Below are 22232 nucleotides of genomic sequence, written 5' to 3' on the forward strand. Positions count from 1 at the left end.
GAAGGAATGATAATGTTAATGCAGAATGTAAAAGGTACTTTTGATTTCTTTGGAAACGAACAATTACTTAGAAAAAAGACTCAATCTGTCCTTCAAGAAGTGTTTGAATTGTATGATTTTGATGGAATGGATTCGACTATGTTGAATGAGTTGGATCTGTTGACATCCAAGTATGCCGGTGGCGATGAAATAGTAAAAGAGATGTATCAATTAACTGATCAAGGTATGCGAAACCTCGGACTTCGATATGATCTTACAATACCTTTTGCTAAGGTCATCGCATTAAATCCCAGCATTGAACTTCCTTATAAAAGGTATGAGATTGGCAAGGTGTTTCGGGATGGTCCAGTAAAGCGTGGTCGTCTACGAGAGTTTTTACAATGTGATGTTGATATTGTTGGAGTGGAGGGACCAGAAGCTGAGGCAGAGCTAATGCAAGTAGCAGTTGAAGCGTTTAAAAGACTCAATGTGCCGATCACACTACGATGGAACAATAGGAAGTTTTTAGGTGAAATCCTTGAAAAGAATGGAGTAACATCAGATGAAAAACTGTCTGTCATGCTAACGCTCGACAAAATAGAGAAAATCGGTAATGAGGGGGTTGTTAAAGAACTGATAAGTAAAGGACTGGATCCTCAAGTAACAAGCGCTTTAACTGAATTAATACAAATTGATGATTCTTCCTTTGAGTACCTATCCAATAAATACAATATTGAGAAATCCAAAGGCTCTCTTGAAGTCCACGCTCTTCAACAATTAATTGATAAATTGGAGCTTGATAAAGCTTGCCAATTTGACCCGTTCTTGTCTCGTGGACTCTCATTTTATACAGGAACCGTGTACGAAATCTTTGACGCAAGTAAAACCTTTACTTCTAGTTTAGGTGGAGGAGGGCGTTATGACGCTATAATTGGGAAGCTTGTCGGTAGAGAAGATATACAATATCCAACGGTCGGCATCTCATTCGGTATGGAATCAATCATGGAAATGATAAAGAACCGACCAATACAATTACCGCAGCCCGTGGTTGTTGTTTTGCCAATTGGAGAAACCGTATCAGTTGTTCTAAAGACTGCAGCTGTACTGCGTTCTAACGGTATCCGCACGGGGTTAGAGATAAGTAAGCGGAAATTAAAAAAGTCTCTTTCTTCAGTTGCAGCCAAAGGAATTCGCTTTGTCATCCTAATAGGTGAAGATGAGGCTAACGCTGGTATGATAAGATTAAAAGACATGAAAGAGAAGACCGAAATAGTTGTAACTTTAGAGGAAGCTATAAAGCGAATTGAATATGAAAGGAAAAGTGTGCTTTAGAAGATTAGAGGAGGACGTTATGTTCATAGTTAACGTTGAAGGTGCAGTTTGTAGAGATGATAAGTGGCTTATTATTAAACGAAGCGATAAAGAAGAGCATGCTGGTGGGACTTTATCTCTGGTGGGTGGGAAAGCAGATATTGAAGGAAATACGCTTGAAATCTTGGAGAGGACGGTTAAACGAGAGCTTTATGAAGAAGTTGGTATTGAGGTGAAAGATAATGTTACTTATGTATATAGCTCCTCCTTTATAGCGGATGATGGTTGCAACGTTATTAATGTGGTATTCCTATGCGAATATGATAGGGGTACCGCATACACGAAGAGTCCCGATGAGGTTGAAGCTGTACATTGGTTGACATACGAGGAGATAATTTATCATCCTGAAGCACCCCAGTGGACCAAAGAAAGCTTGAAAAGAGCAGAGTCAGTGAGGAAATCAAGGGAGACATAGCGGTTTGAGTCAAAAAGAGTTACTTGGCACCTCACCAAGCCTGCAGAAAGCGATGAAAAACATCGCTAATCTCATTTCAAGACCCTCACCAAGCCCAAAGTAAGATGAAAAACATCGTATTTTCGGGACGTGGCAGTCATTTAAGTAACCAACCCTGCAGAAAGCGATGAAAAACATCGCTAATCTCATCTCAAGCGCCTCATCAAGCCCGAAGTACAATTAAAAACATCGTATTTTCGGGATAGGGCAGCCATTTAAGTAACCAAGCCCGCAGAAAGCGATGAAAAACATCGCTAATCTCATCTCAAGCCATTCACCAAGCCCAAAGTAAGATGAAAAACATTGTAGTATCGGGACGTGGCAGTCATTTAAGTAACCAACCCTGCAGAAAGCGATGAAAAACATCGCTAATCTCATCTCAAGCGCCTCATCAAGCTCAAAGTAAAATGAAAAACATCGTAATTGCGAGGTATGACAGTCATTTAAGTAACCAAACCGGCGGGAAGCGATGAAAAACATCGCTAATCTCATCTCAAGCCATTCACCAAGCCCAAAGTAAGATGAAAAACATTGTAGTATCGGGACGTGGCAGTTAAAAAAGAAGTTTACATAAACGATCAATAATTTCGGAGGGGCGATATGGAAAACAAGATTGTACTCATAACGGGGGCAAATTCGGGAATTGGAAAAGCGGCGGCATTGAAGTTCGCGACGGAAGGGTATCGAGTGGTCATGGCTTGCCGCAATATGGTGATCAGTAACGCAGTAAGACAGGAGATCATCGAAGCTTCAAAAAATGTGCAAGTAGACTTGATGGAGCTTGATGTTTCTTCTTTCGATTCTATTCGTGCATTCTGCTCGGCTTTCAAAGCCCAATACCCGAGATTGGACATTCTCATTCATAACGCTGCCTACCTAAATCACGGTGAAAAAGCATTTAAGCTGAGTCCTGAAAATATCGAGCTATCGTTTGCCACGAACACGTTCGGTCCTTTTCTAATGACGCAATTATTGGCGGATCATTTGGAAAAATCGCAAGACCCACGAATTCTGAATGCCTGTACGACAAACATTAAACATTTTTTCGACCCAAAAAGAAAAATCGACTTTGATAATCTACAGGGTGAATTGCTCGGTAAACAGCTTAATAACGCATATACAATGTACGGAGACTCAAAAATGGCGCTATTGATGCTAACCTTCAAAATGGCGGAAACGTTAAAACCTCACGGGATCAAAGTCAACGCTCTGCAGATCAATCGAGTAAAGCTGTCGAAAGAGACGATCCGGAAAATGAACTCCTTCTGGAAAGTACTTGCATGGACTCAAAATCTGACGAACCCTTTGCCATCAGGCATGGCAGACAATTACTTTCACATTTGTACATCAGACGAGTATAAGAATGTGACTGGTCAGCTTATCAACCATAAGAGGCAAATCATTCAGCCCTCGACAAGTGAACAAGGATTCTCACAAGTAAAAAACATATTCGGATCGGGTAGCTATCCCAACTATGCGACTGATCCAATTAACGTTAAAAAAATATGGGACCTATGCATTTCGCTGACGAAGACGGGTTAACGGTATACGGAGTAATCGACAGTAGTTATCCCACTTTTGGCTTGAAAATGAGCGAAGAGAGCATCCGCAAAGCAAATAAGAGGAAGTTACCGGCTTACATAGGTATCTTCCTCTTATTGTTAGCGAGTCACGCTTTTGTATGCACGAGTTGTCTGAGGGTGTCGTCAAGCACTAGAATGCCTAGCTCCAAATCCTCAAGAGAGGCCCATTCCAAAGGATTGTGGCTGATGCCCTCAAGGCAGCGGATAAAGATCATCGCCGTAGGAATTTGTCTACCGATTACCATGGCATCGTGTCCTGCTCCACTTGTGAGATTGAATACAGGGAGATCGGCTTTCTCGATAGCTCCTTGTACAACATCCATCAAAGCCGGGTCCATAGATGTAGGGTCGACCTTAATGTTCACTTCCGATTGAAACTGAACTCCTCGTCTAAGAGCGATTGATTCAGCTTCTTGTATAATCGCGTCGAGCAATTGATCCCGTCTGTCCAGATGGATATCTCGCACGTCGACAACCATGCTGACCTCGCTTGGGATCACATTACTTCCGTTAGGGTAGACATTTAGCTTTCCGACGGTAGCGACAGCAGTCCGACTATGTAAGGAAGGAAGCTTCTCAATCGCCATTACACATTCGCTGGCCGCTACTAAAGCGTCGCTTCGCAGCAAGCCCATTGGTGTTGCACCGGCATGGGCAGCTCTGCCGCCCCATTTCATATCGATCCAAGCCGGGCCTGCAATGCCGTTGACAATGCCAATGGGAATTTCCTGCTTCTCTAGCACCTGACCTTGCTCGATATGCATTTCAATAAAGGCGTAAATGTCCTCGGGCTTGCGAACAGATTCTTCTGCTTTAGTTGCGTCTAGCCCGTGTTCTTGAAGTACCTGCTCGAAGCTGCGTCCTTCGTCGTCCTGATAATGCTTAACCGAGTCGAGGTTCAATTGCCCAGTCATGAAATGGCTGCCTGTGAGGCTAGCGTGGAAGCGTGAGCCTTCTTCGTCTGAGAAAGCGACGACCTCCAAGCTTCGTTGGGGAACAAAGCCCTGCTCCGACCATCTTTGGGCGACCTCAAGCGCTGAGAGGACTCCGACGACTCCATCGAAATGCCCACCGTTCGGAACGGTATCAATATGAGAGCCGGACATCACAGATGGTATTTCCGGATTAGCTCCCAGTAATGTGCCGATAACATTTCCCACGGGATCTTCACGTACCTCTAGTCCAGCTTCCTTCATCCATGCTTTAAGCAGCTCTTTTGCTTGTCTGTCCTCTTGGGAATAGGCGATCCGCGACGATCCCAAGTCCGATGTCATGCCAATTTCAGCAAGAGCCTGTATTCTCCTCGCGAAACGATCTAAGCCAGCATTGGCTTCTTTTCCGTATTGTTGTAATAACCTGTTGTAAATTTCCATGGTGATTCCTTTCTGTTCATCCTTCAATTTCGGTGTAACCCAAAGCCTTGTATGTGCCTAGTATGGACAAGCGAGTAAGCTGAAGAGCCATATAGTGAGAGGAATAAATCCGCTGCTGCTCTAACCATTTTTTTATGACTCCCATTACAGACGAGCTTATAGAATCGAGCAAAATATCCAACGGGATGAGAAGATTTTTACCCCTATCGGAGTTCGAAATTTGCATGTAAAAAAAGTCCCTAATAGCTTCCGTCATCTTAGCAGAAAGAGAGGAATCGGGAAGACGGGTTAAAATGATAGAGTAGAACTTTTCATTGCTAGTTAAATGCTCGAATAGAGCGACAAGATAAGGATCGGGCACCTCAAAATTCGGTTGATAGCTTTTATCTGTATTCTCGGATAGGCATCTCAGCGTTGATAGCTTAGTTAAAATGATTTTATCCAATAAATCAAATTTGTCTTGATAATGGGAATAGAAGGTGGACCGATTGACGTTAGCTTTATCGGTTATGTCCTTCACGATAATCTCGGAAAACTGTTTTTCTTGTACCAATGACAAGAAAGCTTCCGTAATGAGCTGCTGGGTACGCATGACTCGTCTGTCTGTAGGAATATCTGTTGGATTGGAGCTCATGGGTACCTTCCTTTGAAAGAGTCGAATATTCAATTTTTTTACATACGAAAAATATATTATGAAATATGATATATATTTTGACATGCACATAACAAACGTAAAGCTAATGTAAGGGTTAACATCAGCGATAAAAGCAACAAATATAACCAATATGTTGTTTATCCGACGAAAACCCAATTTTTGTTCGTTGAAGTATCGTTTTTACTTAGCTATCATAACATCAATAATTAAGAATTATCAATGCGGACGACTTTACAATTAATGTAAGCGTAGAGCCTCATTTCAATGTGAATTGGGGATCTCAGTAGCTGCGCAGAAACCGGTTTCTTTGCTTGTTTTAACGAAGGATGCAAAAGAATTTTCGGATTCTTTAGATAACCACTGTCAAGAAACAGGTTTGGCTACTGGCTCAGGGCGGGATCGTTGTGCGCTTTTTAGCTATGCGAAATATATGGAATATAAAATGATGTAAAACGAAAGGGACTGATATCTTGGATCGCAAATTAGTTGCCTCGGCCCGGGGTGATGCTCCCATCGATGTAGCCATTGAGAACGTGAAGCTTGTTAATGTGTTCTCAGGAGAGATTTATCCGGCTGCGATTGGTATTACGGGAGACAAAATCGTCCATGTGACATCCCCTGGCGTAACGACGCTGGAAGCGAAGGAACGAAGAGATGGAAAAGGTTTGTTCGCCATTCCAGGGCTTATTGATACCCACATCCATATTGAAGTGAGCATGCTAACCCCGGCCCGGTTCGCCGAAGCGGTGCTTGTTCACGGAACGACTACTGTCCTGACGGACCCCCACGAAATCGCCAATGTACTTGGTGAACGCGGAGTCAAATACATGGTGGATGCTGCAGAAGGATTGGACCTGCGAATGCTGAACATGCTGCCGTCCTGCGTTCCCTCTGCACCAGGCCTAGAGACGTCCGGTGCTGATTTTACTCCTGAAGCAGTGGACAAGATGCTAGCTTGGGACGGTGTTTATGGTCTTGGAGAAGTGATGAACTATCACGGAGTTATTCACGGTGACGAGAGAATGGAAGGAATTCTCGACGCAGGTGAGCGCTCCGGTAAGCTTATTCAAGGACATGCTCCCCGCGTATCGGGACGAGATCTGTCGGCTTATATGATTGCTGGACCTAATTCCGATCACGAGTGCCGCACTGCGGATGAAGCGATTGAGAAGATCCGAGCTGGTATGATTGTTGAACTGCGGGAAGGCTCTTTCTCACTGAGCATAGCCGAATGCGCTCCAATTATTAAGGATATGGGATATTTGCCTAACGTTTGCTTCTGTGCGGATGATTTGCTGCCGCACGATCTTGCGGACAGAGGTCATATGAACTACATCGTTCGTAAAGCTATTGAAGAAGGTATTGACCCCGTAAACGCTATACGTTATGCGACGCTTAATTCTGCGGAACGCCTTGAGCGGAGAGACCTCGGTGCCATTGCCGCTGGAAGACTCGCTGATATCGTTCTCGTTGAGCAATTGGAGACTATGAAGACGGTAGACGTCTATGTAGGAGGCAAGCATGTCGTTAGCGAAGGGAAGCTATTGCGCCCTCAGCCGTTCGTCGAGCCCCCAGCGGATTTCTTCGAGACGGTCAAGCTCCCTGAAATTACGGAAGACGATCTTGCTCTTCGAGTCGATCACCCGAATGCCAAGGAAGCGAAAGTTCGCGTAATTGAGTATGACGCTGCTCCAGGCATTCCGACGGATTTCATGGAAGTCAACCTACCAGTGCGCGATGGGCTACTCGTCCCGGAAGCCTATGAAGGCGAGAAAGGTCCGTTGTGCCGAGTGGCGGTGTTCCATCGCCATGGATTGAATGAGAATAGTAATCTTGGCCTACTGGCTGGGTATGGCATTGTGGATGGAGCTGTCGCGACTACGGTTGCGCACGATAGTCATAACTTGGCAGTGCTTGGAGTCAACGCGCGGGATATGGCTATTGCAGCGAACGAGCTTCGCAAATCCCAAGGTGGATTCGTAGCGGTTAAGAATGGCGAAGTTATTGCTCATATCCCTTTTCCACTTGCTGGTCTAATGAGCACGGAATCGGCTGATACGCTTGTTCCGCAATTAAAGCAATTTGTAGAAGTGTTACTCAAAGAAATTATGCCGGGCAAAAATCCAATTCACCGGATGATTGCCGTTACATTACCCGTTATTCCGAGAGCAAAAATAACGGATATTGGTCTTGTTGAAGTAGAGACCCAGAAGCTAATGCCTTTCATTATGGCAGTACAGTAAGAAACCATACAAAATACAGAGAACAACAAGGGAGCGATTGGGTATGAGAAAAGGATTTACGGTAGCAGCATTGGCATTAGGACTTGCGGTAGTAGCAACAGGTTGTTCGAGCAACAACAACAATTCAGCTTCTAGCCCGTCTTCATCTGCGTCAGGAAATGAAAATGCTGGAGCTAAGGTTGTAAAGATGGCCATCAACAATACATGGAAGCCGTTTGGCTTCGTGGATGACAAGGATGAGCTGACTGGCTACAACATTGATGTATTGAAAGCAGCCGACGAGAAAATTCCGGAATACAAATTCGAATTCGAAGGTGTTGACCAGTCTGCTGTTTTCGTTGGCGTAGACACAGGTAAGGATGCACTTGGAGCGGGCAGCTTCTTCAAGAGCCCTGAGCGTGAGGAAAAGTATCTTTTCCCAGACGAGAATTATGGCAATATCGTTCTGTACCTTGCAGTTAAGAGCGACAATACCGAAATTAACTCGCTAGACGATTTGGTTGGCAAGAAGCTCGTGCCTCTTATGCCGAACACAAGTAACTACAATGTAATCAAGGACTACAACGATGCTCATCCGGACAAGCAAATCAAGCTTGAGACTATCGACAACGTAACAACTGCTGATGCTCTTAAATGGGTTAATTCCGGCCGTTATGACGCTTTCCTAGTACCTGGTATGACCTATTTCGACACGCAGAAGGATCTAAAGCTGGATCTTAAGCTGACGGACGTCATTAAGAAAAACCCTATCTACTTTGTATTGAACAAGAGTGAGACTGACCTTAAGGCGAAGCTAGATGCTGCACTTAAAGATTTGAAAGCAGATGGCACATTGTCTGAAATTTCCCAAAAATGGATGGGTGAAGATATTTTCAAGGAATAGAGGCTGAGTGATGGGTATTAACTTTAATCCGGAATACATCCTCGAAGTTATTCCCAAGCTGCTAAAGGCATTGCCCTTTACGCTTGTGATTGTAGCTCTCTCGCTGGCATTTGGTTTGCTTCTGGCTTTGCTGCTTACGGCAGCAAGGCTTGGAAGTAGCCGGATCCTTCGTCTCCTCGCTACCTGGTATATATCCTTCATAAGGGGTACCCCAGCATTGGTTCAGCTTTTCCTCGTATTCTATGGCTTGCCGCAGGTAGTTAAGCTGATCGGTATTGACATTAACAGCTGGGACAAGGCTATTTTTGCCATTATTACTTTTTCATTAAATGGTTCGGCATTTTTGTCGGAAATTATGCGATCTTCCTATTTGGCTGTCGATCGGGGACAACAAGAAGCCGCATTTAGCGTAGGAATGACCTCGATGCAAGCTTTCCGGAGAATTATGCTACCGCAAGCGTTCGCGGTTGCTCTTCCCAATCTCGGCAACTCCGCGATTTCGCTAATTAAAGAAACCTCCTTGGCTTTCACAATCGGGGTCGTCGATATTATGGGACGTGCTCAGATTATTAGCATTCGATCGAACGGAGTCAATCAACTGGAGCTGTACATTGCCATAGCCTTGATCTACTGGGTATTGTGCTACGGAATCGAGAAAGGTGTCGCGCGGTTGGAGAAAATTTTCAAAAAAGGCCAAAAGGGAATTGCCGGATCTTAAGCGATAAACGGCAAACGGGAAGGAATCGATACGGATGGTCTTTGACATCGACTTTGCAATTAAGTCATTACCGAAAATAATATCTGGCATACCGATGACATTATTGATTTCAGTCTTCGCTATTATGTTTGGTCTAATGATCGGTTTTCTGGTCACACTCTGCCAAATGTATAAAGTGCCGGTCTTAAATAGAATATCTATGATCTACGTCTCTTTTATCCGGGGGACACCGCTGCTAGTGCAAATTTATGTTACGTATTACAGCCTTCCGATGGTAATCGATTGGGCAGGTATGAAGCTGGGGCTTAATATTTCGTCAGCAGATTTGCCGCCGCTAGCCTTCGCATTAACAGCATTCACCTTCTATTCTGGCGCTTATCTTTCGGAGACGATTCGTTCATCTCTGGGCTCAGTAGATAACGGACAGATGGAGGCGGCCTATTCGGTAGGCCTTACGACTGGGCAAGCCTTCCGGAGAATTATTATTCCACAGGCTTTCGTTGTAGCGATTCCGAATATCGGGAACATTTTTCTGGGATTGATTAAAGGGACCTCACTTGCGTTTACCGTTATGATAATTGAAGTACTATCGAATGCGAAAATTGTTGCTGCGGATGGCTATCGGTATATGGAAGCTTACGTGGATGCGGCAATCGTATATTGGGTGCTGTGTATTTTCTTCGAGAGATTGTTTGTCTGGTTGGAGAAAAGAAGCGGGCGGTTTAAAGCGAGAGCCGCATCTTGAGCAGTTGAAGGAATCTAGCATGCTATACTAACGGAGGTGGCGACGAATGATTAAGCTTACGGGCATTACCAAATCGTTTGATCGTCTTGAAGTACTTAAAGGCATCGATCTGACTGTTAAGAAGGGTGAAGTAGTCGCTATTCTAGGACCAAGTGGTTCCGGCAAGACGACACTTCTGCGCTGCATTAACTATTTGGAAAAGCCGAACGAAGGCGAGATTAAGATTGGGGACTTCAGCCTCAACTGCAAGCGTCCAAGCAAGAAGGATATTCATGCATTGCGCCAAAAATCGGCTATGGTCTTCCAGCAGTATAATTTGTTCAAAAACAAGAACGCCATCGAGAATGTGATGGAAGGTCTTATTATTGCTCATAAGATGCCGAAGGAAGAAGCAAGAAAGAGAAGCGCGGCGCTACTTGAAAAGGTAGGGCTAGCTCATAAGCTGGATGCTTATCCGAGCCAATTGTCCGGTGGCCAGCAGCAGCGTGTAGGAATCGCGCGGGCTCTTGCGCTAAATCCAGATGTCATTCTGTTCGATGAGCCGACTTCTGCGCTTGACCCTGAGCTAGTGGGCGAGGTGCTTGGTGTTATTCGCCAGATCGCTAAGGAAGGCATTACGATGATTATAGTTACTCATGAAATGAGCTTCGCTCGTGAGGTTGCTAATCACGTCGTCTTTATGGATCAGGGCGTCATTGTCGAGGAGGGCAACCCTTCCGAGCTGTTTAATAACCCCAAAGAAGAGCGTACGCGGCAGTTTCTTAAGAGGATCAAGCCGGAATCAAGCGATTAATATTGTTCGAAAAGCACCCTTATCCGTTTGCGAGCAGCATCCGGTAAGGGTGTTTTGTTTTGCGTTAGCGGCTAATAGTCATAAACCAAGAGGGGGCTGTGTGTTTAGGCTAAAGAATCGTATTGAGCTTATTAGTGGTAAAATGACTTCTTTTCTGGTCTAACGAACCTCATAGGTGTTATTTGGTAAAATATAGGTGGAGTGGTGGTCGTTTGCGGGATATATCGTGTCTGGAGTTTGTTACAATATAAAACCATTACTTTTTGAGCAAATAAGAGTTACTGGGTTCGTAAGTTCGTAAGCAGTCTGGGGCAAACCGCAATCTTCTTACTCGATAGCACTAAGTACATCAACCAAACTACAAACATGCACACCAATGTTACTCATTTCTTGAATGCCTTTTTCATAAACCTGTGACATGCAGTCAGCAGCCATAGCAACGCGAAAGTCCCTTTCGCTAGCTTCATACATTGATGTTCTTGGGCAGTTCGGGAAGTTACACCCTGTAAATAAGATGGTGTCTATTCCCCGATCCCGCAGAAACTGTTCCAGGTCAGTATTGTAGAAAGCTCCCCAACGTGGCTTATACATAACCCATTCTTGCTCCCCAACGGACTGAAACCCTCCGCTTAACAGCTTGTCTGCATCGAGTGAAGCATAGCTAGGCGAGCGAATTTCGCTGACTAAATCTGCACCATCAGTGTTTGGAGCGGCGATTTTAGCACCTTTTTCAATGAGCTCTTTGCGGCAAATATCAACGTTTGAACCATCTTCTTTATACAATCGAATAACATGGATAATTGGCAGACCTTTTGTTCGATAGGCTTCCAGTACACTTTGCATTTTCGGTAGTACATCAGAAGTTCCTTTTATTTCAGCTGGAGCGTTCGGCAATGTAAAATCATTTTGCGTGTCAATGGTGATAAGCACCGAGCTCTTCCAATTCGGACTCGTATAACTCATGATAACCCTCCCTTTGTGACAATTATTTCTATTATATAAGATTAATTTCCTCTTTAATATATTGCATTAGCAGGTTTTTGGATGACGATATATACTCCTGGTTACGTAACTGCAGCAGACCGATTGGGATGGTGGAATCCTTCAGTTCGACTTCAATTTTCATAACGTTAGGTGGTAACTCGGTAGAATCGAGAACGACTCCAACAGCTGGAATTCGTTGCACGAATCCGGGGATAGCCGAGATCTGACTGACGGTATGTAGAAAGGGAGTCTGGGTGTATTTGGTTAGTTGCTTGGATATGCGCAGATAATATAGACAGGTATTTCCTCCGATGATCAAAGGATAGTCAAAGAGCTGTTCGAAGACAACTCCATCTTTTCCAGCCAAGGGGTGGTTGTTCGCGACGATAAACGAGATCCTCTCCTCGTATAACGGTTCAAAGTGAAATAGAGATGAATCAGTTGGCTCACCACATAGTGCAAAGTCCAATTGATGCTGTTGAACCCCACGAACAAGAGAATCTGTGTTTCCGATAATAAAATGACAAGAAATATTGGGCTTATGTTCCCTGAATTGGAGCAGTGAGTTGGGCAGTACCTGCTCTATCAACGGTTCAATTCCTCCGATGCTTAGGCTGCCAAGCTCTTCTTTTTGCAGAGCCTTTGCTTGCTCCGTTACATAGTTCCAATGTTGAATGAGTTTGTCAATTTCTGCCGCAAAAATTCGTCCCGAAGCCGTCAGCTCCGAATCCCATCCTCTTTTGAAAAGCTTAATCCCTAACTCTTTCTCTAGCCTTTGAATTTGGTTCGTAATTGTAGACTGAGCATAATTCAGTTTCAAGGCTGCTTTGGAGAAGGTACCTTCTTGAAGGATAGTCTGAAACGCAGTTAGTTCTTTTAAGTCCATGGTATATATCTCCATTTATTAAATTGAAGTGGATGATGATTTATTTCAATTATATAGATGAAGGAATGAGAAGTACAATGAGGATATGCTATTAAAGGAGGGAACCTGAAATGCCTTTTGTCAGAGTAAGCTATTTGGAAAAGAAATATGAAGCAGAGCAGCTGTCCATCATAAGTCGAGAGATTATGAGTACTCTAGTGGAGCATTTTAACGTGCCTGAAGACGATTATTTTCAAGTGTTCCATGGACACAAAGCAAGTGAATTCTACTATAGTCCTAATTACTTGAACATAAGTCGTACGGACGGGTTACTTTTTATTCAAATCACGCTCAAATCTGGTAGAAGCACGGAACAGAAAAAAGACTTTTATAGCAGGTTGGCTGAAAGATTGTCGAACATTCTCAACATAAGGAAGGAAGATGTATTCGTAGTGCTAGTTGATACGGAATTCGAGGACTGGACATTCGGCAACGGTGTTGCGCAAATGATCGAAAATCAAGGGAAGGAGTGAGATAGATGACGCATCGTAAAATTGTATCAAACGTTTGTGAATCATTTGGAGACATTGCTCCTGCTTTCGTGCGTTATTCGGAAGATGTACTCTTCGAGGATGTTTGGAGGAGGGAGCAACTCTCACTAAGGGAACGTAGTCTCCTTACGATATCTGCATTAGTCTCAAGTGGGCTTACCGAGCAGCTTCCTTTTCATATTCGTCTAGCGCAAGAAAATGGTCTATCCGAAGAAGAAGTAATCGAATCGATGACTCATCTCGCTTTTTACGCGGGCTGGCCGCGAGCCGCAGCTGCGATACAAGTTGCTAAAGTGGTGTTTGAAGGAAACAAGTGAGGCTAGTGGAAAGAGTGATAAGTTACGAGTGGTTTGCACTGTGATAATAATGATATATCGTGGGATTTAGCTCAGCTGGGAGCACACCATGTAGCATGAACACAACCAGCAAAATGAAGAAAAGTCCTTTTGAAGATATGCGGGAGTCGCTGAAAAGCGTTCGCAGGAGAATAAGTAGACTTACGAACTCTGATTATAAATCCACAAACAAAATCTCCCAAAAACAAATAAACTCAACCACGCCATCTTAGTGTGGTTGAGTTTGGATATTTGGACAGCCCTACGAAATTAAACGATGCCAGCTATTGTGTTGTTATAATTCAGTCCGAGCTGATAAGCTTGCTCCAGCAGTTGCTCTTGAACTTCTGAGGTTGGATCCAAAGTGTTATATAGAAGTTCAACTTTGCTGTTTGAGATGCCGCAATAACCGGCTATTCCTAAATTCAAATGATGGTTTATCATCTGATCATATTGCCTTTTCGAATAGCTTTCGCTGGTTTCTGCCGCTAGACCAAGCCAAAGCACTTGACTATGATGCAGTTTATTTGAGCCGTATGCAAAGTCTTTGTTCCACACCCGTTCAATATATCCCTTGAGCATAGCTGGTACACTGTGCCACCAAACTGGGAATACAAATGCAAGAGCATTATGGTTCTTCATACGTGCTATTTCAGTCTCAACCTCAGGGGAAAAAGTCTTATTGGACGACCAATCGGGCTCATCTGCTTCACCTAGAACAGGATTAAATCCGATGCGATGCAAGTCCAGCACCTCTGTCTCATGGCCTGCATCAATTAGGCCTTGCGTGAATCTATCAGCTATAGCAAAGGTTAAGGAATTCTCCCTTGGATGTGATACGACAGTCAATACTTTCATGATATAACACCATCCATTCTCTATTTTCATATTGCATATGGTACAATCGAATTATAATTTAGGTAGTAAAACTCATCAATTACGCACTTTTTTGTTCTTATAGAACCATAAGGTTCTGTAGGTACCAAAAGGTAACTACCATACTTTTTAGAGGAGTTTTAGCCGATGCAAAACCAACCTACAAAGGAATATAATATCCCTGCAGAAGCAACGCTAGAGGTAATCGGGGGCAAGTGGAAGCTATTAATATTATGCTATCTAAGTTGCGGGCCGATGCGATCGAGCGAGTTTAGGAAGGAAATTCCTTGTATATCTCAGAAAATTTTAACCCAGCACCTTCGGGAAATGGAACAATCCGGAATCATCAACCGAACGGTATATAATGAATTACCGCTAAAAGTTGTCTACGAAATGAGCGAGTTAGGGAAGTCTTTGAAGTCGATATTAGACCAATTGTGTGATTGGGGGGAGTATTATATCAATGCTCGGAAAAGTTAGAAGCAGTTTGAGTTTAGGCAAGTGAAGTGAACAGCGGTTGGGGTCTATGTGCGGTTGGTTACACTAACATAAAGAATTAAATAATGGGGAATTAGCTTAGTTGGGAGAGCGCTTCGCTGGCAGCGAAGAGGTCAGGGGTTCGATCCCGCTAAGGTCTACATACTTAAGGATCATAACGGCAGAAATGCCGTTTTTTTTCGTTAATTTATAAGGTAAACAAATGTTCAAAGGTATGAGCTATAATTGAAGTTACAAAAGTAGCTTTAGTAGCTTAAAGATCATCTAACACCCATATTATTCAGAACTTCAGGGATCATACATAAAAAGGAGGCGTGGATGTGAAAACAATATATGTCTATATTGGTATGGCAAGTAGGGATACGACTCTAATTCAAGATTTTCTGTCTATTAATCACGAAGCTCTCAAGGAGAATGATATCTTTTTTCCTGTGGATAAAAATAAAAGCTACGTGCTATGGAATCAACATGTACCGCTAGTAACAGCGATTACAGGAGAGAGCATTCCTACGTACGTAGACAAAGAAAAATATATAAATAAAAACATATTAGCAGAATTTATTAACGATATAGAGGATACGACTGAGAAAAATATTCTTATTTCTAGCGATTGGTTTTCTTCATTATTTCAAAAAACACATATCATTTCTCTGAAAAAGCTATTTAAAAATTATAATGTGAAAATAATTGTTTATTTAAGAAGGCAAGATGATTTCATTATTTCTAATTTTCAACAGGCTGTTAGAGAAGGGGAATATTTTGATATTAGTTTAGAGCGAATGGTTGGATTTGAAGATGCAAAATATTATCAAACTATTCGTACATGGATCAAGGTATTCGGCGAAAAGAATGTTAATATAAGAATTTTCAATGAAAACGAATGTTCTAGCGATGATTTTTATTCAGATTTTTTGAACTTAATCGGGGTGAATTTGCAAAATACGCAGCTACAATATCCCTCTAACACTCAAAATCAAACCATTTCTTATGAAAAGGCTTTATTTCTTAATAAATTATCCCATTATTTAGTGCCTATTGATGACATAAATAATGAGAAGAGAGTCAGCCATCATGAAATTAGAAATTTCGTGATCAATAGTCATTCAAATCATGTTGGGGAACTAAATAATTTCTTATCTTCTCGAGAGAGAGTAGAGATAATGAAATCTTTTTCTAAAGACAATGAGAAAACAGCCAAGAAGCTTCTGAAAAGAAAAGACGGAGTACTATTCGACGATAGCTCATTTAATCTAGAACAACAGATAAATTATAAAAAGGAATTAACAGATGAAGAGTTTATAGAAAAATTAGTCGTTTTAGCTGAAGAGATGTTTATTATGCAAAATAAGATTCAGGAGAAAAGCTAATGAAAACGATCTTTATTCATATTGGGTTGAGTAAGACGGGTACGACTTCATTGCAAAATTTTTTGACAGTGAACCATTCGAGTCTATTGAAACATAATATTTTTTACCCAATCGATAATCAAAAAAAGTATGTTCAATGGAATCAGCATGTGGGGTTAATCCCTTCACTTACTCAAGAAAAGTTAATCTTCTTTAGTGACGAAGAAAACTATGTAAATGGTGAAGCGCTAGACGAGTTTGTAGAGGATATTGAAAAAGTCGAGCAGGATAATATTTTAATTTCAAGCGAATTCTTTCTTCGCTTATATAATGATTCTTCCATTTATTTGCTGCAAAACAAGTTAAGGAATTATAATACCAAAATTATTCTTTATGTAAGAAGACAAGATGAGTTTTATATCTCCACACGTAGTGAACGAGCAAAAGTAGGGTTCCCCAATAGAATTAGCGTAACCAATGCAATCTCCGATACTTGTCTCAATGATTCCGTTTTTTTGGAGGCGGCTAATTATTATAAATTGATAAATAGATGGGCTAGCGTATTTGGTAAGGAAAATATGATTGTAAGAGTTTTTGAAAAAGAGAAGTTTTATAAGAATGATTTATTTTCGGATTTCCTTAATATTTTTGGGATTGAAATGGACAGTAATTATGAGATCACTAAAAACTTAAATGAAACGATATCTTTAGAAAAAGTACAATTTCTCCAGACATTGTCTCAATATCTCGTTTCGTATAGTAATGTGAATAATAAAAAAAGGGCCATTCATCAGGAAATAAGAAATTATATCATTCAATCCATTGATTTGTTTGAAAAAGGGAAACTGAATGAAATTTTATCGGACGGTGAGAAGCAACAAATTGTTAATTATTTTGAAGAAGGAAACAAGTTACTTGCAAAGGAATACTTGCACAATGAAGCAGGGGAACTTTTTAGTAAGATAACCCCTCGAACACAATCTCTCAATAGTTATTCTGCAATGTCAAATGATGAAACAATTAAAGCTTTAATTAAGCTAATCGAACAATTTCAAAGTAATATTATTAAGACAGAATAAATGTATGATCAGCTTATGTTAAAATAAATTTGTCTATCATTATGTGATTGTGTTATTTTCCACACAAAAAGGAGTACCATGAAGAAAATTGGCATATGCGCGGCGATAACCGGTTCAATGACTATGAAAGAAACAATGCCGGGTCTTCCAGTTACTGTTGATGAAATTATTAATTGTGCATACGAGTGTTCTGTCGCAGGGGCTGCGATGATACATGTCCATGTTCGTGATAGAGAAGAAAAACCGTCGTTGGATTTCTCCTTATATAAGGAAGTCATATCCGGAATTCGTGAAAAATGCGACGTTTTGATATGCATTTCCACCTCTAATCATCTTGTTGATGTGTCGGATAATAATCGAATCAAATTAATGGAGTTAAAACCTGATTTAGCATCCATAGAAGTAACTTCACTCAAACGACCTGACGGCGGCATTAGAAACTCAAAAGAGTTCGTCATCGAAATGCTTGAAGCTATGAGGAAAAATGAGGTCAAGCCGGAATTTGAGATATTTAATCCTAGAATGTTAAAAGAACTAATGCGTTTGGTTGAACTTGGTCTCATTGAAGAAAATGTATTTATCCAGTTTGTCATTGGTTCAATGGGTGGCATGAAGGCTGACTATAAAAACATTCAATGGATGCTCGACTCTGTTCCAAAAGGCTTTCATTGGTCTGCGGCTGGTATAGCAGGCATGCAGTTGCCGGTTAATTTCATTTCTATTTTAAATGGTTGTGATGTGATTCGGACAGGGATGGAAGACAATCGTTATTTATTAAAAGGTGTTCCAGTAAAAAATAATGTAGAATTCGTAAATCGGGCTGCAAATATGATTAGAATGCTAGGTTGTGAAGTGGCAGATTCTTTAGAAACAGCAAAAATCTTAGGGATTAAAGGACCAAAAATATGATAAAAATTGCACAGCCACAGATCGGTCAAGAGGAAATAGATGCTGTAAGTGCTGTACTAAAAAGTGGGCAATTGGCAAGTGGCCATAATGTCCTGCAGTTTCAAAAAAACTTCGCAGAGTATCTAGATCAAGGATTTTGTATTGCGACTTCCTCTGGTACAACAGCTTTAGAAATTACACTTAGAGCACTTGGAATCAAAAAGGGAGAGAAAATCATTACAACGGCGTTCTCATTTATTGCGACAGCTAATGCAATAGTACATGCGGGGGGAACTCCTATTTTTGCTGATGTTGATGAAACGACAATGAACATTTCTACTGACAGCATCGAACAAATTATTCTAGAACAATCGGGTATAAAAGCTATTCTAGTCGTTCATTTGTTTGGTCAAAGCTGTGATATGGATAAAATCTCGGAAATTGCAATCAAGCACAACTTGTTGCTTATAGAGGATTGTGCGCAAGCGCATGGGGCAAGTTGGAAAGGCCGGAAATTAGGAACATTCGGAGATGCTGGCGCATTCAGTTTTTACCCAACCAAGAATATGACAACCGCCGAGGGCGGTATGGTAGTAATGAAAGATGAGAAGTTAGCCAAATTAGCAAGTCAACTCATTCAACATGGGATAAAAGAAAGAAACCAATTTGAGTACATCGGATACAACTATCGATTGTCTGAAATTTCAGCGGCAATTGGTATATGTCAACTTAAAAAGCTGGATCATTTCAATTCTGTCAGAAGAGAAAATGCGGCTTATTATGAGGAAAAGATTAAACATAGCGACATTATCAAGCCGATCGAAGTTCCTGGGGCAAAGCATGTTTATAATCAGTATACTTTGCGTATTTTAAACGATAAACGAGATGCATTTATTAATTATATGAATCGTAATGGAATAGACGTTTCTATTTATTATCCCTATACAATCCCAGAGCAACTCTGTTATAGATCAACTGATTTTCTTGAGAAAGATTATGAGAATAAACTTGAAGTGGCAAACAGAATCAAGCATGAAGTCGTATCTATTCCTGTGCATCTAGGGTTAATGGAAGATGAAGTAGAGAGAATTGTTACGGTAATCAATCAATTTTAGTTTACAAAAGCTGAAAAAATAATGAATCGGGTGATCCGTTCAACATGATCCATGAAAGCGCGTATATTGGCCCAAATGTAAAAATTGGGGCCGATGTCACCATCGGTGAGTTCTCAATTATCAGCGAAAATGTGACGATTGGTGATGGTGTAACCATTTGCAGCCATACTAAAATTCATGCCAACACTTCCATAGGGAGCGGCACATATATTGGGAGCTTTTGCTCTATTGGTGCCCTACCGAACCTCAAAGGTTTTGATCATTCCATACAATCTGGTCTTATTATTGGTTCTAATAATATGATCAATGATCACACTGTCATGGCGAGATCAAAGGATCCGGGCCGAAACACTATCATTGGTGAAGGCAATCACATTGGTCACGGTGCTTATCTGGGACATGATGCGAAAATTGGAAATTCAACGACATTGTCAGCTCATGTACGGATTTCTGGATATACTCAAGTCGATGATTTTGCGCATATCGGAATGTCATCGTTTACGCATCAGTTTACTAAAGTGGGCAAATTTGTAATGGTCGGTGCGATGGCAAAGGTGGTTAGAGATATACCGCATTATTTTCTGGTAGATGGCAATCCTGCGCTGATTAAAAAAATCAACAAAGTCGGGCTAGAAAGACAAGGCTTCACGATCGAACAGATCGGTCAATTGGAACATATCTTACATGCATTTGCAAATAGCTCTTACCCTTCTTTGGAAGACGAAGACCGAACAAATTTGATAAAGCAATTTCAGGCATGTGAGATGTTCTTAACATTGCTGCAATTTATTGATGATTCGCAGAGAGGGTGCTTGAGAATTGATCCATAGCGGGGTTGCTGAAAAGATCTATAGTGATTTGACCTACAAGGATTGCGTGGTTTCATTTCATCATGTAGATTACCGAAAGACTACCGGTGGTGCAGAGAAGTACGGAGTAGAGCAACAAAAGATGATGAATGATCGTAGCATTTCTTATGTTGCATTATTTATTGTTACTAATCAGGATGGGCATAAAGTAGGTTCTAATCATTTAATTGTTGAAGTTGTGATTGATGGGAAAACATCGTGCTTTTTGGCGGCATGGCAAGTCGGATTTTGTTTTTCAAATCTTATTTCGACTAAAAAAATTAATCTCATGCGCATTTTTCTTAATGGCTTAAATATGAATATTGCCATGATTGATGAGATCTTAAGCAGAATAAAAGAAAAAGAAGAAATAGAAACGTTTCATATTTTACATGATTATTACTGCCTATGCCGTAATACTTATTTGTTTTATAATGATGAACAGTTTTGTGGTCCAGCCCCAATTGGTTCGCCACTCTGCACGTCCTGTCGTTATGGTGAAGGACGCGAAGCCATTTATGATAGTATTAATCAGCTCTTTATAAAGCATAACGTGGTTATCGTGTCACCTTCAGAAAATGGGAAACGGATTTTTTTACGGTTATTTCAGCATTTGGAGCAAAATGTTCGCGTAATTTTTCATCAGCATGTCATTCCATCAAAAAATAGCATTACTCGCTTCTCAATGGATGACCGTAATATAAATATTGCATATATTGGTGGGAAAAATAGCTATAAAGGTTGGAATGCTTGGGTAAAGTTAAATGGGATAGCCAATAAATCGGATTATGACTTTTATCATTTTAGTTTCGCAGATCAGACTTTACCGGGTACGAATTTTGTAGACACGAGTTTTCACAATGGCTCTAAGCAGGATACAACATCACGATTGATCGAACATGAAATTGATGTTGTGCTACTTTGGTCAAATTGGTTTGGTAACTATAATTACACCTATTACGAAAGTTTGGCGGCAAATTGTTTGGTTATTACTTACAAAGACAGCGGCAACATTGCAGATCAGACTAGACATTTTAAAAATGGGCTAGTTTTAGATTCTGAACAAGAATTAGTTGAGTTGTTTAATGATACGGAGAAGTTAAAAGAAATTGTCGCCAGCTACAAAAAGTCTAATATGATATACAAAATCACTGTAAATAATGAACTGGCAGACGAACTTATGGGGCGAAGACTCTACTTACACTCAGAATACCAGAGCGCGGAGCGACAGCTAAATAATGATTATGAACAAACGATTGACAGTTTAATCCAGGTTCAGCTTGAATTGCAACAGAAACTTAAGGTATTTGACCAGCACTATAAGGGATTAGAAACTCATTCTAATGAATTGGAAACACGTTATAACGAGAGCTTGGTTCATTCGCAACAATTAGAAACTCTATATAATGAGTTATTCCATAAAGATATCGAAAATATGGCAAACATTCAGCTACTTACGAGTCAATTTAATGAGTATTATGGAAATCATCTAATGATTTCCAAAAGACTGGCGCAATTGGAAGGCGAACGTTTTCTAAAAACATTCATTAGAGCGTTCTACAAGTTAATACCGCTTCGTATTCGGTTGAAATTAAAAAAGTTTTTTGGGATTTGAAACCGACCAAGGCGGTAGAGCGCATCGCTGGCAGCGAAGAGGTCAGCGTTTCGATCCCCCTAGGCTCCATACAAAAAGAAACGTCACCAATCGTGGTGACGTTTTTTGATGTCCCACTCAGTCGCACAATCTAAGTGGTTCAAATCCACTCGGTAACTTTATCCTTTAAAGTGCTGTAGCAGTTGTGAAATATGCAGCCCGGTGACGGGTGAAGACGGACTCACTCATGAAGATGGGGAACTGACGAAGTAAAGCTGTGTGCGGGAAATCCGCATGCACGGTTTGAGGGGGAGCCCGGGGGAAGTAATTCCCCGTCTTACCCTACTTTTACATGGTGGAATGCCTAGGAGATGAAATCCAAGGCGTCTGAATTCTCTGCCAAAAGTTCTCGACGAGTACGGTTCATCAGCCTATAATCAAGGCTTTCTGTGTATA

Annotated in this window: 22 protein-coding genes and 1 tRNA gene; 18 read left to right on the top strand and 5 right to left on the bottom strand. The window is 41.3% G+C overall.

Features of this window, described 5'->3' with window-relative positions:
* The first annotated feature begins 12 nt into the window (after positions 1-12).
* The 3 genes from KCTCHS21_RS13285 (at position 13) to KCTCHS21_RS13295 (ending at position 3346) form a co-directional block, all read left to right on the top strand.
* Positions 13-1311 carry a histidine--tRNA ligase gene (locus KCTCHS21_RS13285; RefSeq protein WP_331872235.1) on the top strand — a complete coding sequence of 433 codons (1299 nt, stop codon included), beginning with the start codon at positions 13-15 and terminating at the stop codon, positions 1309-1311.
* Positions 1312-1330: 19 nt separating this feature from the next.
* The gene (locus KCTCHS21_RS13290; RefSeq protein ID WP_130616500.1) at positions 1331-1765 is read left to right on the top strand and encodes an NUDIX hydrolase; all 435 of its coding nucleotides are present in this window, start codon (positions 1331-1333) and stop codon (positions 1763-1765) included.
* 639 nt (positions 1766-2404) lie between these two features.
* Positions 2405-3346, top strand: a complete 942-nt coding sequence (locus KCTCHS21_RS13295; protein ID WP_130608780.1) for an SDR family NAD(P)-dependent oxidoreductase — start codon at positions 2405-2407, stop codon at positions 3344-3346.
* A gap of 127 nt (positions 3347-3473) precedes the next feature.
* Here KCTCHS21_RS13295 and KCTCHS21_RS13300 read toward each other — a convergent pair whose 3' ends face one another.
* Both KCTCHS21_RS13300 and KCTCHS21_RS13305 read right to left on the bottom strand, forming a co-directional pair.
* Positions 3474-4760, bottom strand: coding sequence for a Zn-dependent hydrolase (locus tag KCTCHS21_RS13300; protein WP_130608783.1), 1287 nt, complete (start codon positions 4758-4760; stop codon positions 3474-3476).
* 16 nt (positions 4761-4776) lie between these two features.
* Positions 4777-5394 (bottom strand): TetR/AcrR family transcriptional regulator, encoded by a 618-nt coding sequence (locus KCTCHS21_RS13305; RefSeq protein WP_130608786.1) that lies wholly within the window; start codon positions 5392-5394, stop codon positions 4777-4779.
* A 491-nt stretch (positions 5395-5885) separates the two neighbouring features.
* Between KCTCHS21_RS13305 and ade the strand changes: the two genes are divergently transcribed.
* Genes ade through KCTCHS21_RS13330 form a run of 5 tightly spaced genes read left to right on the top strand, consistent with a single transcriptional unit; the run spans position 5886 to position 10797 of the window.
* Entirely contained in the window at positions 5886-7658 is a 1773-nt protein-coding gene (ade, locus tag KCTCHS21_RS13310) for an adenine deaminase (protein WP_157994034.1), read from the top strand.
* Positions 7659-7701: 43 nt separating this feature from the next.
* Positions 7702-8541, top strand: a complete 840-nt coding sequence (locus KCTCHS21_RS13315) for a transporter substrate-binding domain-containing protein (RefSeq protein WP_130608792.1) — start codon at positions 7702-7704, stop codon at positions 8539-8541.
* A gap of 10 nt (positions 8542-8551) precedes the next feature.
* Complete coding sequence (locus KCTCHS21_RS13320; RefSeq protein ID WP_130608795.1) at positions 8552-9259, top strand: amino acid ABC transporter permease; 708 nt, start codon at positions 8552-8554, stop codon at positions 9257-9259.
* Positions 9260-9293: 34 nt separating this feature from the next.
* On the top strand, positions 9294-10004 hold the full coding sequence (locus KCTCHS21_RS13325) for an amino acid ABC transporter permease (protein WP_130608798.1): 711 nt from the start codon (positions 9294-9296) through the stop codon (positions 10002-10004).
* Positions 10005-10050: 46 nt separating this feature from the next.
* On the top strand, positions 10051-10797 hold the full coding sequence (locus KCTCHS21_RS13330) for an amino acid ABC transporter ATP-binding protein (RefSeq protein WP_130608801.1): 747 nt from the start codon (positions 10051-10053) through the stop codon (positions 10795-10797).
* Positions 10798-11124: 327 nt separating this feature from the next.
* Here the strand turns inward: KCTCHS21_RS13330 and KCTCHS21_RS13335 are convergent, their stop codons facing one another.
* Positions 11125-11760 (bottom strand): cysteine hydrolase family protein, encoded by a 636-nt coding sequence (locus KCTCHS21_RS13335; RefSeq protein WP_130608804.1) that lies wholly within the window; start codon positions 11758-11760, stop codon positions 11125-11127.
* A gap of 31 nt (positions 11761-11791) precedes the next feature.
* Positions 11792-12667 carry a LysR family transcriptional regulator gene (locus tag KCTCHS21_RS13340; protein ID WP_130608807.1) on the bottom strand — a complete coding sequence of 292 codons (876 nt, stop codon included), beginning with the start codon at positions 12665-12667 and terminating at the stop codon, positions 11792-11794.
* Positions 12668-12777: 110 nt separating this feature from the next.
* On the opposite strand from KCTCHS21_RS13340, the gene KCTCHS21_RS13345 reads away from it, so the two are divergent.
* Both KCTCHS21_RS13345 and KCTCHS21_RS13350 read left to right on the top strand, forming a co-directional pair.
* Entirely contained in the window at positions 12778-13179 is a 402-nt protein-coding gene (locus KCTCHS21_RS13345) for a tautomerase family protein (RefSeq protein ID WP_130608810.1), read from the top strand.
* 5 nt (positions 13180-13184) lie between these two features.
* The gene (locus KCTCHS21_RS13350) at positions 13185-13514 is read left to right on the top strand and encodes a carboxymuconolactone decarboxylase family protein (protein ID WP_130608814.1); all 330 of its coding nucleotides are present in this window, start codon (positions 13185-13187) and stop codon (positions 13512-13514) included.
* 288 nt (positions 13515-13802) lie between these two features.
* On the opposite strand, the gene KCTCHS21_RS13355 is transcribed toward KCTCHS21_RS13350, so the two are convergent.
* Positions 13803-14390: an NAD(P)H oxidoreductase gene (locus KCTCHS21_RS13355; protein WP_130608817.1), complete on the bottom strand. Its 588-nt coding sequence runs from the start codon at positions 14388-14390 to the stop codon at positions 13803-13805.
* Between the two features lie 165 nt (positions 14391-14555).
* On the opposite strand from KCTCHS21_RS13355, the gene KCTCHS21_RS13360 reads away from it, so the two are divergent.
* The 8 genes from KCTCHS21_RS13360 to KCTCHS21_RS13390 all read left to right on the top strand — a co-directional run bounded on the left by KCTCHS21_RS13360 (position 14556) and on the right by KCTCHS21_RS13390 (position 21797).
* Positions 14556-14888, top strand: coding sequence for a winged helix-turn-helix transcriptional regulator (locus KCTCHS21_RS13360; RefSeq protein WP_130608820.1), 333 nt, complete (start codon positions 14556-14558; stop codon positions 14886-14888).
* A gap of 87 nt (positions 14889-14975) precedes the next feature.
* Positions 14976-15046, top strand: a tRNA-Ala gene (locus tag KCTCHS21_RS30745).
* A gap of 180 nt (positions 15047-15226) precedes the next feature.
* Entirely contained in the window at positions 15227-16273 is a 1047-nt protein-coding gene (locus KCTCHS21_RS13365) for a hypothetical protein (RefSeq protein WP_130608824.1), read from the top strand.
* Complete coding sequence (locus KCTCHS21_RS13370; RefSeq protein WP_130608827.1) at positions 16273-17331, top strand: sulfotransferase domain-containing protein; 1059 nt, start codon at positions 16273-16275, stop codon at positions 17329-17331. Before KCTCHS21_RS13365 ends, KCTCHS21_RS13370 begins: the two co-directional genes overlap by 1 nt.
* Positions 17332-17409: 78 nt before the next feature.
* Positions 17410-18240 carry a beta-keto acid cleavage family enzyme gene (locus KCTCHS21_RS13375; protein WP_130608830.1) on the top strand — a complete coding sequence of 277 codons (831 nt, stop codon included), beginning with the start codon at positions 17410-17412 and terminating at the stop codon, positions 18238-18240.
* Positions 18237-19334 carry a DegT/DnrJ/EryC1/StrS family aminotransferase gene (locus KCTCHS21_RS13380; RefSeq protein WP_130608833.1) on the top strand — a complete coding sequence of 366 codons (1098 nt, stop codon included), beginning with the start codon at positions 18237-18239 and terminating at the stop codon, positions 19332-19334. The genes KCTCHS21_RS13375 and KCTCHS21_RS13380 overlap by 4 nt, the downstream gene beginning before the upstream one ends.
* Before the next feature lie 44 nt (positions 19335-19378).
* Positions 19379-20164 (top strand): LbetaH domain-containing protein, encoded by a 786-nt coding sequence (locus KCTCHS21_RS13385; protein ID WP_130608836.1) that lies wholly within the window; start codon positions 19379-19381, stop codon positions 20162-20164.
* Entirely contained in the window at positions 20154-21797 is a 1644-nt protein-coding gene (locus KCTCHS21_RS13390; protein ID WP_130608839.1) for a glycosyltransferase, read from the top strand. The genes KCTCHS21_RS13385 and KCTCHS21_RS13390 overlap by 11 nt, the downstream gene beginning before the upstream one ends.
* Positions 21798-22232: the final 435 nt, after the last annotated feature.

The organism is Cohnella abietis, from assembly GCF_004295585.1.
Classification (GTDB): Bacteria; Bacillota; Bacilli; order Paenibacillales; family Paenibacillaceae; genus Cohnella; species Cohnella abietis.

Bases quoted from the DNA above. Each gene is read 5' to 3' on its own strand.
- KCTCHS21_RS13340 (WP_130608807.1), bottom strand. From the start codon at position 12,667: ATGGACTTAAAAGAACTAACTGCGTTTCAGACTATCCTTCAAGAAGGT.
- KCTCHS21_RS13300 (WP_130608783.1), bottom strand. From the start codon at position 4,760: ATGGAAATTTACAACAGGTTATTACAACAATACGGAAAAGAAGCCAAT.
- KCTCHS21_RS13290 (WP_130616500.1), top strand. From the start codon at position 1,331: ATGTTCATAGTTAACGTTGAAGGTGCAGTTTGTAGAGATGATAAGTGG.
- KCTCHS21_RS13375 (WP_130608830.1), top strand. From the start codon at position 17,410: ATGAAGAAAATTGGCATATGCGCGGCGATAACCGGTTCAATGACTATG.
- KCTCHS21_RS13380 (WP_130608833.1), top strand. From the start codon at position 18,237: ATGATAAAAATTGCACAGCCACAGATCGGTCAAGAGGAAATAGATGCT.
- KCTCHS21_RS13335 (WP_130608804.1), bottom strand. From the start codon at position 11,760: ATGAGTTATACGAGTCCGAATTGGAAGAGCTCGGTGCTTATCACCATT.
- KCTCHS21_RS13325 (WP_130608798.1), top strand. From the start codon at position 9,294: ATGGTCTTTGACATCGACTTTGCAATTAAGTCATTACCGAAAATAATA.
- KCTCHS21_RS13285 (WP_331872235.1), top strand. From the start codon at position 13: ATGTTAATGCAGAATGTAAAAGGTACTTTTGATTTCTTTGGAAACGAA.
- KCTCHS21_RS13320 (WP_130608795.1), top strand. From the start codon at position 8,552: ATGGGTATTAACTTTAATCCGGAATACATCCTCGAAGTTATTCCCAAG.
- KCTCHS21_RS13360 (WP_130608820.1), top strand. From the start codon at position 14,556: ATGCAAAACCAACCTACAAAGGAATATAATATCCCTGCAGAAGCAACG.
- KCTCHS21_RS13350 (WP_130608814.1), top strand. From the start codon at position 13,185: ATGACGCATCGTAAAATTGTATCAAACGTTTGTGAATCATTTGGAGAC.
- KCTCHS21_RS13385 (WP_130608836.1), top strand. From the start codon at position 19,379: ATGATCCATGAAAGCGCGTATATTGGCCCAAATGTAAAAATTGGGGCC.
- KCTCHS21_RS13305 (WP_130608786.1), bottom strand. From the start codon at position 5,394: ATGAGCTCCAATCCAACAGATATTCCTACAGACAGACGAGTCATGCGT.
- KCTCHS21_RS13370 (WP_130608827.1), top strand. From the start codon at position 16,273: ATGAAAACGATCTTTATTCATATTGGGTTGAGTAAGACGGGTACGACT.
- KCTCHS21_RS13295 (WP_130608780.1), top strand. From the start codon at position 2,405: ATGGAAAACAAGATTGTACTCATAACGGGGGCAAATTCGGGAATTGGA.
- KCTCHS21_RS13315 (WP_130608792.1), top strand. From the start codon at position 7,702: ATGAGAAAAGGATTTACGGTAGCAGCATTGGCATTAGGACTTGCGGTA.
- KCTCHS21_RS13355 (WP_130608817.1), bottom strand. From the start codon at position 14,390: ATGAAAGTATTGACTGTCGTATCACATCCAAGGGAGAATTCCTTAACC.
- KCTCHS21_RS13345 (WP_130608810.1), top strand. From the start codon at position 12,778: ATGCCTTTTGTCAGAGTAAGCTATTTGGAAAAGAAATATGAAGCAGAG.
- KCTCHS21_RS13330 (WP_130608801.1), top strand. From the start codon at position 10,051: ATGATTAAGCTTACGGGCATTACCAAATCGTTTGATCGTCTTGAAGTA.